Source organism: Sphingobacterium sp. 18053, assembly GCF_902706145.1.
GTDB classification, from domain to species: Bacteria; Bacteroidota; Bacteroidia; order Sphingobacteriales; family Sphingobacteriaceae; genus Sphingobacterium; species Sphingobacterium paramultivorum.
The window spans coordinates 1-14,562 of the sequence record NZ_CACSJW010000014.1; the positions used below are offsets into that span (position 1 = coordinate 1).

General features: G+C 39.2%; 13 protein-coding genes. 6 read left to right on the forward strand and 7 right to left on the reverse strand.

Translation table 11 applies throughout. The features are described from left to right. Positions 1-219 (reverse strand): hypothetical protein (locus GVK91_RS27570; RefSeq protein ID WP_235032998.1); only part of this gene is annotated, 219 nt, incomplete at its 3' end. A 404-nt stretch (positions 220-623) separates the two neighbouring features. On the opposite strand from GVK91_RS27570, the gene GVK91_RS25910 reads away from it, so the two are divergent. Beyond that, a complete protein-coding gene (locus GVK91_RS25910; RefSeq protein ID WP_159732250.1) occupies positions 624-1,052 on the forward strand; it encodes a hypothetical protein in 429 nt (142 codons plus the stop codon). Between the two features lie 220 nt (positions 1,053-1,272). On the opposite strand, the gene GVK91_RS25915 is transcribed toward GVK91_RS25910, so the two are convergent. The 6 genes from GVK91_RS25915 to GVK91_RS25940 all read right to left on the reverse strand — a co-directional run bounded on the left by GVK91_RS25915 (position 1,273) and on the right by GVK91_RS25940 (position 5,431). Next, positions 1,273-1,800 carry a hypothetical protein gene (locus GVK91_RS25915; RefSeq protein WP_159732253.1) on the reverse strand — a complete coding sequence of 176 codons (528 nt, stop codon included), beginning with the start codon at positions 1,798-1,800 and terminating at the stop codon, positions 1,273-1,275. A 263-nt stretch (positions 1,801-2,063) separates the two neighbouring features. Next, the gene (locus GVK91_RS25920) at positions 2,064-2,813 is read right to left on the reverse strand and encodes a LytTR family DNA-binding domain-containing protein (RefSeq protein ID WP_153845551.1); all 750 of its coding nucleotides are present in this window, start codon (positions 2,811-2,813) and stop codon (positions 2,064-2,066) included. Positions 2,814-2,816: 3 nt separating this feature from the next. Continuing rightward, complete coding sequence (locus tag GVK91_RS25925; protein ID WP_159732256.1) at positions 2,817-3,866, reverse strand: sensor histidine kinase; 1,050 nt, start codon at positions 3,864-3,866, stop codon at positions 2,817-2,819. 72 nt (positions 3,867-3,938) lie between these two features. Beyond that, positions 3,939-4,091: a hypothetical protein gene (locus tag GVK91_RS25930; protein ID WP_159732259.1), complete on the reverse strand. Its 153-nt coding sequence runs from the start codon at positions 4,089-4,091 to the stop codon at positions 3,939-3,941. A gap of 120 nt (positions 4,092-4,211) precedes the next feature. After that, positions 4,212-4,610, reverse strand: coding sequence for a hypothetical protein (locus GVK91_RS25935; protein WP_200845708.1), 399 nt, complete (start codon positions 4,608-4,610; stop codon positions 4,212-4,214). A 383-nt stretch (positions 4,611-4,993) separates the two neighbouring features. Then, positions 4,994-5,431 carry a RidA family protein gene (locus tag GVK91_RS25940; RefSeq protein ID WP_159732262.1) on the reverse strand — a complete coding sequence of 146 codons (438 nt, stop codon included), beginning with the start codon at positions 5,429-5,431 and terminating at the stop codon, positions 4,994-4,996. A 541-nt stretch (positions 5,432-5,972) separates the two neighbouring features. Here GVK91_RS25940 and GVK91_RS25945 point away from each other — a divergent pair. The 5 genes from GVK91_RS25945 (at position 5,973) to GVK91_RS25965 (ending at position 14,562) form a co-directional block, all read left to right on the forward strand. Beyond that, positions 5,973-6,566: an RNA polymerase sigma factor gene (locus GVK91_RS25945; RefSeq protein WP_153845555.1), complete on the forward strand. Its 594-nt coding sequence runs from the start codon at positions 5,973-5,975 to the stop codon at positions 6,564-6,566. Between the two features lie 89 nt (positions 6,567-6,655). Then, positions 6,656-7,738 (forward strand): FecR family protein, encoded by a 1,083-nt coding sequence (locus GVK91_RS25950; protein ID WP_159732266.1) that lies wholly within the window; start codon positions 6,656-6,658, stop codon positions 7,736-7,738. 67 nt (positions 7,739-7,805) lie between these two features. Further along, positions 7,806-10,847, forward strand: a complete 3,042-nt coding sequence (locus GVK91_RS25955; RefSeq protein WP_159732269.1) for a TonB-dependent receptor — start codon at positions 7,806-7,808, stop codon at positions 10,845-10,847. A gap of 11 nt (positions 10,848-10,858) precedes the next feature. Continuing rightward, complete coding sequence (locus GVK91_RS25960; protein ID WP_153845558.1) at positions 10,859-12,550, forward strand: RagB/SusD family nutrient uptake outer membrane protein; 1,692 nt, start codon at positions 10,859-10,861, stop codon at positions 12,548-12,550. 8 nt (positions 12,551-12,558) lie between these two features. Beyond that, complete coding sequence (locus GVK91_RS25965; protein ID WP_227550136.1) at positions 12,559-14,562, forward strand: FAD-dependent oxidoreductase; 2,004 nt, start codon at positions 12,559-12,561, stop codon at positions 14,560-14,562.

Here is a 14,562-nt window from a genome sequence, read left to right on the forward strand (position 1 = left end):
CTGTTTAGGCTCAAAGTTCCTATTGGTAGCCCAATCGTCATCATCTTTATCGAAAACTTTTGAGCCAGTGAGATACATGGTGAAACCTTCTTCTGATTCGAAAAGCCCGAAATTGAACGCAATTATAGATTTATCAATCCTTTCAGTTTTGTTGATGTTATCCACCCATTCGTGGAATCTTTGATCGACTGGTTTAACTTTATGCAGATAGCTCATCATGGTGCAGTAGGAGTAATGTCGTCAAAAGTAATAATTAATACGTATCTATTCTGGTTTTATTTTCAAGCTGAAAAGATGTTTGAGTGATTTTATCTCATCTCGGATTTGATCTTTGGGCATTGTGTGATCAATATATAAAGAATGAAGCTCCTAGCATCCTTTCTTCCATGGTAAATGGGACAAAAAGAGGGAAAAATATGACTTTAAACGATATGGCGGCGGTAGTTAGGAGATGACAATTACATATCTTTATCGCAGCATAGATTTTTTAGAGAATATTGTTAGTGCGAGAGATGTTGGAAATTACTCGGCGGGATTTATTGCAGGCAGAAAGGGTATCTATTGGGCACAAACCAGGAATAAGTCTTTTTAGACAAAGAACTTTTATGTATGATAAATAAAAAATGAGAACAATTATTAAAATCATTGGTTTTATTGCTCTTTTACTTCTAGTATTTGATCAGTCAAGGTCTATATATAGGCTTGATGATAGTCATTATATTACCGTTTGGAAAAGATTAGGTAATAAATGCATCATCACACTTGATAAACATTATTCAATTTTCAAGCCGTCTAAATATATTGAAACGACCAATGACAATTTGGTAACAATTGTTATTGACAAGCAACATGCAAATTCTGATTTTGTGCTATATTCGGGTCAAGATAAAGCTGTCAACATAGTCGGATATCAAAGTATAGTAATCTATAAAAATGATAAATATGAGGAGTTTAAAAAGCAGTATTATGAGAATAACAGCTATAAAATACACCACTTATATTTTTCTATCGATATCAAGGAAAAATTGATTTCAAAATTTAGTGATGATTAAATACTGTTATATCAATTTTTTTTCAATTTGTAATCTATACAGCCCGATCCGATGATTGGGCTGTGTGATCTTTAGTTCTTCAGTACTAATTCTGCTATTTTAAGTTATTGAATACGTTTATTGTTAACCTTTGAAGACTTTTCGGTATCTCCCGCGTACCGCTTACATACACCTTGTTTGTCCTAGATAGCCCCCGACACCGACTGAAGTAGGAAGATCCTTACGTTTCAATTGTCGAGAACAATAGATGTTGTATCGATGGCGGATATTCACCATCAGCCTCGAAAATATCAACCTTTGTCTGTAGCAACGCTTTATCCCTTATAATCCGATGTTTTGGGAAGACATTTTTTACTTTATTTTCCAGTTTCTCAAATACCCGAGATTCGATAGCACTTATAGGATCAAAAGATTTATCAAGATTGGATATATTCATAATCCTGATTGCATAATATGGTAAAATTACACTAACAAATAAAGAGTACAAAATCTCTTTATTTTCTTCTTGGATAAAGGAAAAGTGATAACAGGGGCTTCCGCCCATAAAGGAGTAGTCCCAAATTTCAGTTGATAGATCAGATAAGGAAGCCTTCAATAGATCCCATTGATTACGGTCGGACCATGCGCTATCGATATAGCTCTTCTTTTTCTTATAAGGTTCCGAATTAGCATAGGCAGCAATATCATCCAGTGAAATATCAGTCGGATAAAATTCCTTCAGTTGCTCTATTATTTGGTGTTTTTCCATCAAAACTAATTTACAAGTAAGATTTCAGGTTTTTATTCCTGCAAAATTGCAATATTCGAGCCAAGCAGAACACTAATATAAGCTTGCATTTCTATCTTCATATTGATCGGATTCTTTTTTACAAAGATTGTATATGTCAGATGCTAAATTAGAAGTCGAATTGATTAATTTCACATTTAAGTCACATTGACGAAGACATTCTTGCTGACAGACAGAACAAGGACAACTATCGTGTAAGTATTGCAGCTCTTATCAGGTTCACACTAGTCTTTTGAAATAGCTGAGTTGAGCGGATCTTTTACCATATTATTGAGAACTTTTTTTGTCATCCGGCTCATGAACGAATCTCGATAGGTCTGTCCGATAGGTACGGCATTTTTATAATGTTCTAATTGAACCATATTCCCATTGATCATTACAATAAATGGAGTAGCAATGATAAAAGACTTATGGATTCGCATAAAGCGATCAGGCAGTAATATATTGTTTAAAGCACTTATGTTGAGCTGGACCATAATACTTTTGTCATCAGCGGTGTAAAAACAGACATATTTTGCTTTAGCTTCAATGTATACGATTTCGTTAAGCTTAATTTTGACCAGCTTCCCTTTATATTCTGTTTTGACAAATATAAATTCTTCCTCTTGTTTAGCGTCGATCGAAAGCTGTTGTTGCGCCCTTTCCACCGCTAGTAGAAAACGTGGAAAAAATATGGGTTTTAATAGGTAGTCCACAACATTGAGGTCAAATCCTTCAAGGGCATATTCTCTGTATGCGGTCGTGAGAATTACCTTATATCTTTCATTCAACATCTTCAAAAATTCCAATCCAGTTATTCCCGGCATTTGAATATCCAAAAACAACAGATTGACCTCCGTGTTGTTAAGTAACTGTAATGCAGCTATTGGATCGGCTGCAGTACCCACTAAATTTAAATAGGGAATCTGTTCAATATGTAGTGTCAGCAGTTCGATATTGTGTGGTTCGTCGTCAATTACGATACAATTTATCATATGTTAGATATTTATAACTATTTCGGTTATGTAATAATTTTCGTCTTCCTTAATTGTAAATGTGTGTGTGCTGCCATACATCAGATTCAGGCGTTGTTGCACATTATTTACGCCGATACCTTTTGATAATTCTTTTGGACCATTTCTTTTTTTATTACTTATCAAGAAGTTTATTTTGGAGTTTCGGGCCATAATTTCAATTGAGACCTGATTTTTTGCATCATGAAGTTCACCATGTTTAAATGCGTTTTCAACCAGCGTGACTAAAGTTAAGGTAGGGATTTTAGCGTCCTTAAGTTGAATATCTTCGCTGTAGCTTATTTTTATGTTGTTATTGAACCGGATTTGGTTCATCTGAATAACTTTTTTTATTTGCTCAGCTTCTAAAGCTAACGGTACAATTCCCTGTTCACCCCAATCCTCCAATGCGTAACTCATTATTTCTGATAGCAGATGGACTGCCTGTGACGCTTCAGGATTGCTCTTATACGTTTTTGTGTAAATTAAGCTCAATGAATTAAAAAGGAAGTGAGGATTGATCTGATATTTTATTGCCGCCAATTCCGCTTTTAATTTTTCACGCTCCAACTGTTCTTTAATCCTGCGAATCACGTTTGAACAAATAGCAACGGCCACAAAATAGGATATAACGGTGGAGGCAATATTTAGTATTGTTGTTGTTATAAAAAATGAATCCGGACTTAGGTTTCCGGCGCTTTCTCGATCGCTTCTGTGCACGAAAAATGTCCAGTAATATTCATAAATAGTTAGCACGGTGAAGAAGGCGATGACCTGGACTGATACTTTTCCCCAGCGTCGATCCATAATCGCGGGTATAGCAAAATGATATATAAGCACGTAGAAAACTACCGTGCCTTTTATGATTGTATGAGTAAAACTTACATAGAGATTAATTCCACCTTCAAATTGATCAACTGTTTTATCAAAGCCCTGAAGTTGTACCAGAAAGAGAAATACGGCGACACTCCATATTCCATAAATCAGGAAAATAACCAAAAACTCCTTCCACTTTATCCTGAATGCTAATGACATTTAAACCTCGAATAACTTATTGCTGTTCTTTTTTTAAACAAAATTAGTTGAAATGGATGATGATTGAAAGTTTTATCTATTGACAATAAGATTATAGGCACGAACGGTACTATTGGTTACATCAAAACGGACAAGCGATATCGGGCAGGTGGCTAGATGTCGTTCAATGGTGATATTAATATAATAGTTTCCGGCCCCAAGTACAAGGACCGGAAATTGATACATTAGGAAATCATGTATTTGTTAAATTGTTGCACGCTCGGATATTAATTGAGTAACTATAAAATTAATTGAAGACCTGACAGCTGTATTAGCACGATGAGCATAAAATTACAGGGATGCGATTTATTTATATTTGACAAATGTCGCTACAATTTTTTTAACCTTGATATTATTTGTAATCGAACCGCCTGTATAAGTATTATTCTTTTTGCCGTTCTGTAGATTTCCAAAGTCTGATTTTGATGATCCCGTCACTTCCTCGGTGAGTTTCATGACCACAGCATCCGCACCTTTAGATTGGCCGAGTGTTATTACCTTTTGCTGCGCGGCCTCTATGGAGCCAAAACCTTTGCCTATATCCGTTGTTCCCATTACTTCGTATCCTTTTTTAATGTCATTTACATCAAAAAAAACATCCACATGCTGGGTTGGAGCATAACTTTTCCCAAAGTAAGATGGAGCAGAACAAGAGGTGGCGGCTAAGGCAATCATTGCAACCGATTTGATCAATAAATTTTTCATTTGTTTAATTCTGTATGAGTGGTTTTATTTCTTATTTCGTACAATATTAGGGGAAAGATAAGTAGGTATAAAGTTTTAAGCATCAATAAAGGTATTCGTGGTATAAACACTGTAATTTACTGCATTAAATAGCTTAAGAACCATTTCAATTGGCGTAAGGTCTTAGCATATTGGAAGCAATCTGTAAAGTATTGGAATGCCAGCCTTGAGACATTTTGGGATTTGTTGAGGGCTGAGGGCTTGATTTTGTTCAGATAAAATCTTGATGATCTGAACTTCTGAAAGTTTACTGTTTTTCATAGCCTTCCAAATTCAAAAACTATATTTAAATGTTTCGGTTTTTCGGGGAGAGGTCAGAGGCAAATTTACAGCTTCTCTATTTTTCATTTAGGTAAGTGTGCAATCAATTCGACTTCTAATTTAGCATCTGACATATACAATCTTTGTACTTGTATCCAGGTAGCGGCAGGAAAGTCATTATTGTAAAACTGTTTCCTTACATCATTATATTTCTTCATTGCTTCAATGTCTGTCGTGTATAAATTCTCTTTTACCACATGTTGAAATGTTGCTCCAAAACTGGCCAAAGACGCTTTTAAATCATTGTAAACAGCTTGAATTCCTTTAGGAGAAAGATCCGTCGTTATGGCGCCAGATATATAAAGAACGTTATCAACTTTTAAAACTTGACAATATCCTGCTGTTGTATCCTGTTTCATTTTGTTGTTATTCCAATGCCATTTTTCTTTTTTGATATTTTTTTTCTGTGAAAAAGTATTGCTAAAAATTAATAGAAATGGAAGTAAAATAAGGTATTTCATCGTTTTTGGTCTTTATTTTAATGGAGATTTTCATTGTTTAGTTATTTTCCTAAATTAAGAAATTTAGGAATTGGTAACACCTTTTCAGAAACTTCTATCTTTATTTCAAAATAGAGTATAATAGCTCCTCCTTTAAAATGTTCGATTTTTATGCGTTACAGGTAGGGAAAGAATCCTGCTACTAACTAAAAATGTCTTTTACCGGTTGCCTCATCTCAATTAAAGAAAACATCATCCTTTAACAGACTTTTCGATATCTCCTTCATATCGCTTAGATAGATATTGTTTTCCATAGATAGCGAGTTCTACATTCATATTTTTGCTTTACTCATAAAAACGAAAGATATGGTAAATCAATTTTTAATTAAGGAAACTAGGGAAGATATGGCCCGAATTCTCTACTTTTAAAATATCCTGTTTTGCGGAGGGAGGTCAATTAGTAGGAAATATAAAATTTTATTGTGGGTACCAATGATTTTGATTTAGTAAATTTATCACTATATTAAGTTCGTCGTTCGTACCAATTATCAGAATTTGCCAAATGAAATCTCCTAAAGAAGCTGCTACACTGGAAAAACTTAAAAATGGAGACCTAAATTCGTTTAATGAAATTTATTTCCATTATTCGCCAAAGATCTATGTTAGATTGATCAAATTGGTGAAAAATCAAACTATTGTAGAAGAAATCTTACAAGAAGTATTTACCAAAATATGGCTCCAACGTGAAAAGATTGACCCTAATAAGGGATTTGTCTCATTTCTCAATCATATTGCGGATAATTTGGCTATGGATTTTTTTCGAAAAGTGCAGAGAGACAAGGCTCTTCAATTGGAAATATGGGCTTCAGCTATAGAATTGTATTATCATACCGAAGAAAAACTGTTTTTCAAAGATAAACAACAGATGTTGACCAATGCAATCGACTCCTTGAGCCCCAAACGAAAGGAGATTCTGATCCTCAATAAATTTGAAGACAAAAGTTATAAAGAAATAGCTGATTTACTGGGTATCTCAGTATCTACTGTGAGTAATCAATTGGTGAGTGCACTCAAAGATATCAAAAAATATATTCAAGAAAACTACCGAGATGAGTATATAATCAGTCTTTTTGCGGCCTTTTTATTTAAGCTATAAAAAAAATAAAAAAAGTAATAGTGTGATTCTCTTTGTCAAACGTATAGAGTAACAAATACAGCAATGTATTGAACTAATTATAGTAAATTTTGAAAGAGCAATCCTTTAAAGATCAATTGTTGGCGTATATCCACAACCGCTTGGATGCGCAGTATTATGAGTCATTTTTTGACGAAATGGCCGAGATGGATACTGCAATTCTGGAGTTATGGATCACTGAGATGCTAGATCAGGATGAAGGACAAGCATTACAACAAATTCCGTTACCAGATTTAAGCGTGGTTCATCGGAAAGTACTCGATCATATTTATGCCGTAGATCCGCCCAAACCTATGCTAATTCAGAGAATAAGCCCGTGGGCCTGGGCTTCCTGTGCCGCCGTGCTAATTTGCGTACTGTCGGTTCTCTTTTTGAAAAATTTCTCGACCTCAACAAAAGAACAGGTTACCTGGTATGAAAATAAAAATGCTTATACAATCAATGCTCAGCTTCCTGATAGCACGACCGTTATCCTTTATCCACATGCAAAAATTGGATTCGAATATAGTGGCCGAGGCCACCGCGATGTACATCAGGTGCAAGGGCGAGTTATTTATAACGTGCACAAAAACAAAAATGCACCATTTCAAGTCAATTACAAAGGATATTTGACCACTGCCTTAGGGACAATATTTAGCGTAGATCCCAAGGATGCCGATCATGTACTGATAAAACTAATGAAGGGCAAAATCTCGGTCGGATCAGTTACAGCGGAAAGTCGAGATTTAATATACCTCAAACCAAAAGAGGAAGTATTGGTCAACTTAAAACTGCAACAGATGATTAAGTTTTCGGAGCCTGAATTGACAAAATCTCAGCCTGATCGTGTGGATAAGGAGTTAAGAAAACTCATTCCACATCTAACTGCCAATGTCGAATGGACCAATCAGTCTGTCAAATTTAACCAAACCAAAAACGTTCTACTCTTAAGAGTAATCGAAAGCCTTTATGATGTTTCGATTATATGTGATAATCCTGATTTGCTCAACAGTTCATTTACAGGAAGTTTAAATAGCAAAGAATCGCTAGCCAATTTTTTGAACAGCTTCTGTCAATTGAACGGTTGTACATTCCAAGTGAACAATGGTATTGTCAACATCAGTAATTCGGGAAGAAAGGAGGACGTACAGTAGGAGAGAATCAACCCAACGCAGAAAAATAAACCAATATATAAATCAGAATAACCAACTGTAAACAATTATGAAGCATATTCTAATCAAATTAATGCTCGTGGGATTGCTATTTCCATACTTTTCTGTAGGATTTGCGCAATCAAACCTGAAAGTAAATGGTAAAATAGTTGACAACGAAGGTAATACATTACCCGGCGCAACTATTGATCTTGTCCACGAGAAGAGCAGTAAAAAAAACCATTTTGTGGCCGATAACAACGGATTATTTGTTTTAACTCCACTTGTTGCTGGCGAAAATTATACGATCTATGCCCACCATCTCGGCTACGATACAGATTCTGTTAAGCATTTTGTGGCAACGGCTACCAGCAAAAATACAGTGCTTATCCGTCTGAAATCACACACTGGAATAATAGACGAAGTTGTTGTCGTCGGTTACGGTGTTCAGAAAAAGGTCAATTTGACGGGTGCTGTTTCCGCCGTATCGGGTGAAGATCTGAACAATAGACCCATTGGGCAAACTTCGTCGGCCCTTCAGGGCATGGCCTCTGGAGTAACCGTGACGCAGCGTTCTGGTAAGCCGGGAGCGGACGGTGCGGATATCCGTATTCGCGGTATCGGTACGCTTGGCAACGCAGCGCCGTTAGTGTTGATTGATGGGATCGAAGGTTCTATCAATAATATCGACCCCAATGTAATAGAGAATATTTCAATATTAAAAGATGCCGCATCTGCATCGATCTATGGCTCGAGAGCTGCCAATGGTGTTATCTTAGTCACGACCAAAAGAGGAAGTTCTGATAAAGTCGCTATTGCCTACAATAATTATTTCGGCTGGCAGTCTGCGACTAATATGCCCAAAATCGTCAATGCCCTGGATCATATGCTGCTGACGAATGAAGCGTATACCAATGTTGGTGCGAGTCCATTATATCCAGAAGATATCATTGCCGCCTATCGTAATCAGGGCAACGACAGTTCGGACGAGTATCCCAATACCGATTGGCAAAAGGAGTCCTTGCAGGGGAATGGATTTCAGCAAAGCCATTTTCTGACGGTCAATGCTGGCACCAACAAAGTAAAAATGCTGACCTCGGTCGGTTATTTCGACCAGAAGGGCTTGACACTAAATAGCTCGTTTAAGCGCTATACCATCCGCAACAACGTGGATGTTAAATTCTCAGATCAGCTCGCCGTTAAATTTGACTTTCAATACGTCAATCCGATCGTCACCTCACCAGCAGCGAGCATCGAAGAACTTTTTCAGTGGATGAGCAGTATTCCTGCCAATCAATCCTTCAGAAACTCCAATGGTACATGGGGACTGGGCTGGAATGGTAATAATCCTGTCTCCGCCGCCGCTGATGGCGGTGTTTCTACCAACAAAAGTCCATTTGGAAGTATCAATGCATCATTGATCTATAGACCCAAAGAATGGTTGACCGCTGAGGTCAATTATGCACCTAAATATGCGACGCAGGTAAATAAGAATTTCCGGAAAGCAGTGCAGTCCTATTTCCCAGATGGTACGCCGAGCTTCTCGGTCCCTGTGCGTACAGCACTTACTCAATACAATAGCCAAGAACTTTTTAATAATATGCGGGCGACTCTTACGTTAAACAAAGATTTTGGTCCACATCAGTTGAAAGCATTGGTTGGTGGTTCGCAGGAAGACTACAAGATTGATTACTCCCAGGGGTTTAGGGACACCTACGTTCTCCCTGACTATGAAGTGCTCAATGCGGGTTCGGCATTAAATCAGTCAGCGACAGGAAGTGCTTCAGAGTGGGCATTACAATCTTTATTTTCCCGGATCAATTATATTTTCAAAGATCGTTATCTTTTAGAACTCAATGCACGCTACGATGGTTCGTCCAGGTTTGCCAAAGGTAATCGCTATGGTTTTTTTCCATCGGCATCCGCCGGATGGCGTTTTTCCGAGGAGCGGTTCCTAACCGCATCCAAGGGATGGCTTACTGAGGGGAAAATCAGGGCATCATGGGGTAAACTGGGAAATCAGAATATTGGGACCTATCCAGCCGTGGCATCTTTAAACCTAGGTTCGTACACATTAGGCAATGGCATCGTCAATACGGCAGCGCTAAATGATATGTCTAATCCTGATATTACATGGGAGTCTACCGAGGAGAAAAATATCGGTATTGATCTTACCCTATTTAAACGATGGATTATTACAGCAGATTTTTACAATAGAAGAACCAGTGATATATTATTACAGCTGGATATCCCGCTCATCATTGGTTTAAATAAGCCTTATCAAAATGCAGGCGTCGTCGAGAATAAAGGTTGGGAGCTTTCCATGGGCTATCGAAGCGATCCGGCCAAAGACTTTAAATATAATTTTACACTCAACCTCTCTGATGTCAAAAACAAAGTGTTGGATATGCGCGGAATCAATCAGACTGGTCTAACGGTCAATCGGGAAGGCTATCCCATTAATTCGATCTTTGGCTATGTTTCCGATGGCTATTTCCAAACAGTGGAGGAGGTAAAAGCTCATGCCACACAGTTTGGTACCTTAGCACCAGGTGATCTCAAATACCGTGATCAGAATGATGACGGAGTGATTAATGAGTCCGATAAGGTTATCATTGGTAGTACCATTCCACGATATACCTATTCGCTCAACTCCAATTTTAGTTTCAAGGGGTTCGACCTCAGTTTTCTTTTGCAAGGTGTAGGCAAAGCAGATGGCTACCTATACGGGGCCGGTATTCAGCCCTTTACGACGACCGGGGCAATTGGTGGAACAATTCGTGAGGATAATAAAGATAGATGGACACCCGATAATACTACAGCGAAATATCCCCGATTGGCTTTCGGACAGAATAACAACCAGCAGTCTTCCCAATTTTGGATGAAAAATGCCGCCTATCTTCGCCTGAAAAATTTGCAGCTCGGCTATACCTTTCAGGCTGAGCTACTAAAGTCCATCGGGCTGAATAAACTTCGGGTATTTGTTAATGGTTCAAACTTATTCAGCGTAGATAAATTTTGGGACGGTTATGACGTCGAAGCACCAGTAGGCTATGGTAACTTTTACCCACAGGTAAAGGTGTATTCTTTTGGATTGGATATTACATTATAAACTTGGCTTGTATGAAAACTCTAAATAAACTCGCGTTATATATGCTATCGATTGCAGTTCTCCTTTTGGTGGGGGCATGCGAAAAATACTTGGACAGATCGCCCTTGGATGGCCCTTCGGACGAAAATTATTTCAAAAATCAGGATGAGCTGACATTGGTTGTCAATGGTTTGTACAGTGCCCTGGCATTTCATCCCACGGACGACATGCCTATTAACCTTACCCTTGATGATGCCACCGATATTGGGTGGGACCGTAATACCTCTGATTTACAAGCTGTGGGAAGGGGAGATCACGACAGCAACAATGGCTACATCCGGAATATCTGGACCAATTCTTATAAGGTCATTGGCAAATGTAATTTCATCCTGGACAATATCCAGAAGTTGGATGGAAAGATGGATGCCAAACTCCAACAGCGTTATAAAGGCGAGACACAGTTTATCCGGGCTTATGTTTACCAATATCTGATCGATTACTTTGGAGGAGTACCTTTGGTTACGAGCGGCCTAAGCCTTGCTGATGCCAATGTTCCGAAGACGTCTAAGGCTGAAATTGCTAGCTTCATCCTCAAAGAACTCGATGAAGCTGCCGCTATTTTACCGGTAAGCTATGGTTCGGCAGATATTGGGCGTGCGACCAAAGGGGCAGCATTGGCCATACGTGCTCGGGCAGCACTTAATAACGGACTTTGGGATGAAGCAGCCCATTCGGCCAAAGAAGTCATGGACCTAAACGTATATGCCTTACACGCCGATTTCGGCCAATTATTTACGTACGATGGGCAGGCTTCCAAGGAGATTATTTTTGCTTTTCAATATCTGCGATTACAAAAAACAAAGACCCACAGTGCTACGCGCGGATTTCTGTCGCGCAACGCGCAAGGGACTTCCAACAAAATCCCATCGCAATCCATTGTTGATAGCTATCTCTGCACCGATGGATTTGCCATTGACAAATCTTCCAGATTTGATCCTAAAAAACCATTCTCCAATCGAGATCCGCGTCTGGGATATACCATTGCACTTCCCGGTAGCACGTTTTTTGGTTTTCAGTTTGAGACCCATAAGGATAGTATAACCTGTTGGAACTATACATACAATACATCTACCGCAGTACGTATCCAAAATCAGGATGCGATCAATGCTTATGCGACCTTTTCTGGTTATTGTTGGAAAAAATATGTCGATATAAAGGACAAAGATTTTACCATGGAATCGGAGTTAAATATTATTCAGAGCCGCTATGCCGAAGTGTTGTTGATTTACGCCGAGGCGATGGTCGAAAACAATACGATCGACAAAACCGTCTATGACGCAATCAACAGCATCAGGCAGCGCCCTACCGTCGATATGCCGGCAATCGCGAGTAATAAAACGCAAGCTGAGCTGCGCGAGATCATACGGAAAGAAAGACTTTACGAATTAGCCAATGAAGGCTTTCGCTTAGTCGATTTGAGACGGTGGAAACTGGCCGATAAATTTATGAATTCAACGCTCTATGGCCGTATTCCAAAAGGTTTGCTGGCCAATGCGCCGACGATCGATGGGGATAATTACGTGAATTATAAAAATGTCGCTAATCAGAAAGACATGCGGGTTATCGAGCTCCGAAAGTTCGATCCCAGCAAGAATTATCTTTGGCCGATCCCGAATATTGAAATTGTAACGAATAAAAACCTGGAACAAAATCCAGGCTATTAAATCCTAAGATGATGAAGAAGACACTCGTAATGATCATTGGACTTTTGACGATGTTTTGGCATTTAGTCAAAGGGCAAACAGACAGACAGGTAGATCTATGTATTTATGGTGCAACCTCAGCCGGTGTAATAGCCGCCTACACCGCTTCACAGGCCGGAAAATCCGTCTTACTGATCGATCCTGGTACACGGGTAGGAGGGCTCAGCTCCGGTGGATTAGGGCAAACGGATATCGGAAACAAATATGTCGTCACAGGGCTCGCTCTTGATTTTTATCGCAAAATGGGCAAGCACTATGGCAGTTTTGAACAATGGATTTTTGAACCCAAGGTAGCCGAATCTATTTTTAAGGACTATCTGGTACATGCTAACACACCAATGTTAATGGGACATCGTTTGGTAGCCGTAAAGACTGACAATCGATCGATTAAAACCATTTCACTGCTTCCAAGTGAGCAGGGGGATGGAAAAAAAATAACTGTAGCAGCCAAAATATTTATGGACTGCAGCTACGAGGGTGACCTCATGGCCAAAGCTGGTGTGTCCTATCACGTTGGGCGAGAGTCAAACAGTACCTATGGAGAGACGATTAATGGTGTTCAATTGCTTGATGGCCATCAGTTTCCCGAGGGTGTAGATCCCTATAAGATAAAAGGTGATCCTCAGAGTGGTATTTTATGGGGGATCAATACGGAGCCTTTAAAACAAAATGGAACGGGAGATGCTAAGGTTCAAGCTTATAATTATCGGATCACATTGACCAATGTCCCTGAAAACAGAATAGAAATCACCAAACCGGATAATTACGACGCAACCAATTATGAACTCTTAAAGCGCCAAAAAGAAATACAGCCTTGGAAGAGTATCCAGGACGTATTTATTTGGAGCCTTATGCCCAATGGAAAGACCGATATCAATAATAGGAATGGATTTTCAACAGATATGATCGGCATGAACTGGCGTTATCCCGAAGCCGATTATTTCGAGCGGAAGGAGATTATCAAGGCCCACGAAGATTACACCAAGGGTCTCTTATATTTTGTTGCCAACGATATTTCGGTACCGGAGGCGATACGAAGCGAATTCAAAAAATGGGGATACCCCAAAGACGAATATCCCGACAATAGCCATTGGTCTCCACAATTATATATTCGGGAGGCCCGCAGGATGATTGCAGATGTCGTTATGACCCAAGACCACTGTCAGGGTCGTGCGCTTGTATCCGATGGCGTAGGCTATGCTGCATACACCATGGACTCGCACAATTGTGACCGTGTGATCGTCAATGGCATGGTCAAAAATGAAGGGAACGTTGAGGTTGGCGGATTTTCTCCCTTCCCGATTTCCTATAAGGCTATTGTGCCCAAAAAAGAGGAAATCGACAATCTTGTTGTTCCCGTATGCCTGTCGGCAAGTCACATTGCCTTTGGCTCCATTCGCATGGAGCCCGTATTTATGGTATTGGGGCAATCCGGTGCGGTGGCTGCCTGCGAAGCGATCGATAACAAAATAGCTATTCAGGATGTTGATATTAAACGCGTGGAGAAAATACTGCGAGACAACCCGAAAGCGGATGGCCGTAAGGCCGATTATATCATTCATGTTGATGATAAGGATCAGGTTATGTTGAAGGGAGCTTGGCATAAATCGTCAAAAAAGGGTTATGGTATGAGTTATCAGGAAGTGGATAATGATCTTTCTGCTGTAGCACGTTTTGCTCCTGGAAAGGATTTTACCGCGGGGAAATATAAGCTTTACAGCTATTTTCCGAAAACGGCCGAAAGCACGGAATCTGGAAAGTTCATTATCCATACCGGAAAGACAAGGATCGAAAAAGATATAAATTTCAAGGAAGTCCATATTTTGGGACAGACAACCAGTACCTGGGTAGCGCTCGGTGAATACGAATTTGAGAAAGGAAGTAACAAACCTTATGTGGAGATTATGTCATCCGGAAAAGGCGTTATGGCGGCAAATGCGCTATTGTGGGTTCCGGTCACCGATCAAAATTAA

Excerpts from the sequence above, each read along its gene's own strand:
- GVK91_RS25935 (WP_200845708.1), bottom strand. The coding sequence starts at position 4,610 with ATGAAAAATTTATTGATCAAATCGGTTGCAATGATTGCCTTAGCCGCC.
- GVK91_RS25955 (WP_159732269.1), top strand. The coding sequence starts at position 7,806 with ATGAAGCATATTCTAATCAAATTAATGCTCGTGGGATTGCTATTTCCA.
- GVK91_RS25930 (WP_159732259.1), bottom strand. The coding sequence starts at position 4,091 with ATGTATCAATTTCCGGTCCTTGTACTTGGGGCCGGAAACTATTATATT.
- GVK91_RS25915 (WP_159732253.1), bottom strand. The coding sequence starts at position 1,800 with ATGGAAAAACACCAAATAATAGAGCAACTGAAGGAATTTTATCCGACT.
- GVK91_RS25945 (WP_153845555.1), top strand. The coding sequence starts at position 5,973 with ATGAAATCTCCTAAAGAAGCTGCTACACTGGAAAAACTTAAAAATGGA.
- GVK91_RS25960 (WP_153845558.1), top strand. The coding sequence starts at position 10,859 with ATGAAAACTCTAAATAAACTCGCGTTATATATGCTATCGATTGCAGTT.
- GVK91_RS25920 (WP_153845551.1), bottom strand. The coding sequence starts at position 2,813 with ATGATAAATTGTATCGTAATTGACGACGAACCACACAATATCGAACTG.
- GVK91_RS25940 (WP_159732262.1), bottom strand. The coding sequence starts at position 5,431 with ATGAAATACCTTATTTTACTTCCATTTCTATTAATTTTTAGCAATACT.
- GVK91_RS25910 (WP_159732250.1), top strand. The coding sequence starts at position 624 with ATGAGAACAATTATTAAAATCATTGGTTTTATTGCTCTTTTACTTCTA.
- GVK91_RS25925 (WP_159732256.1), bottom strand. The coding sequence starts at position 3,866 with ATGTCATTAGCATTCAGGATAAAGTGGAAGGAGTTTTTGGTTATTTTC.
- GVK91_RS25965 (WP_227550136.1), top strand. The coding sequence starts at position 12,559 with ATGATGAAGAAGACACTCGTAATGATCATTGGACTTTTGACGATGTTT.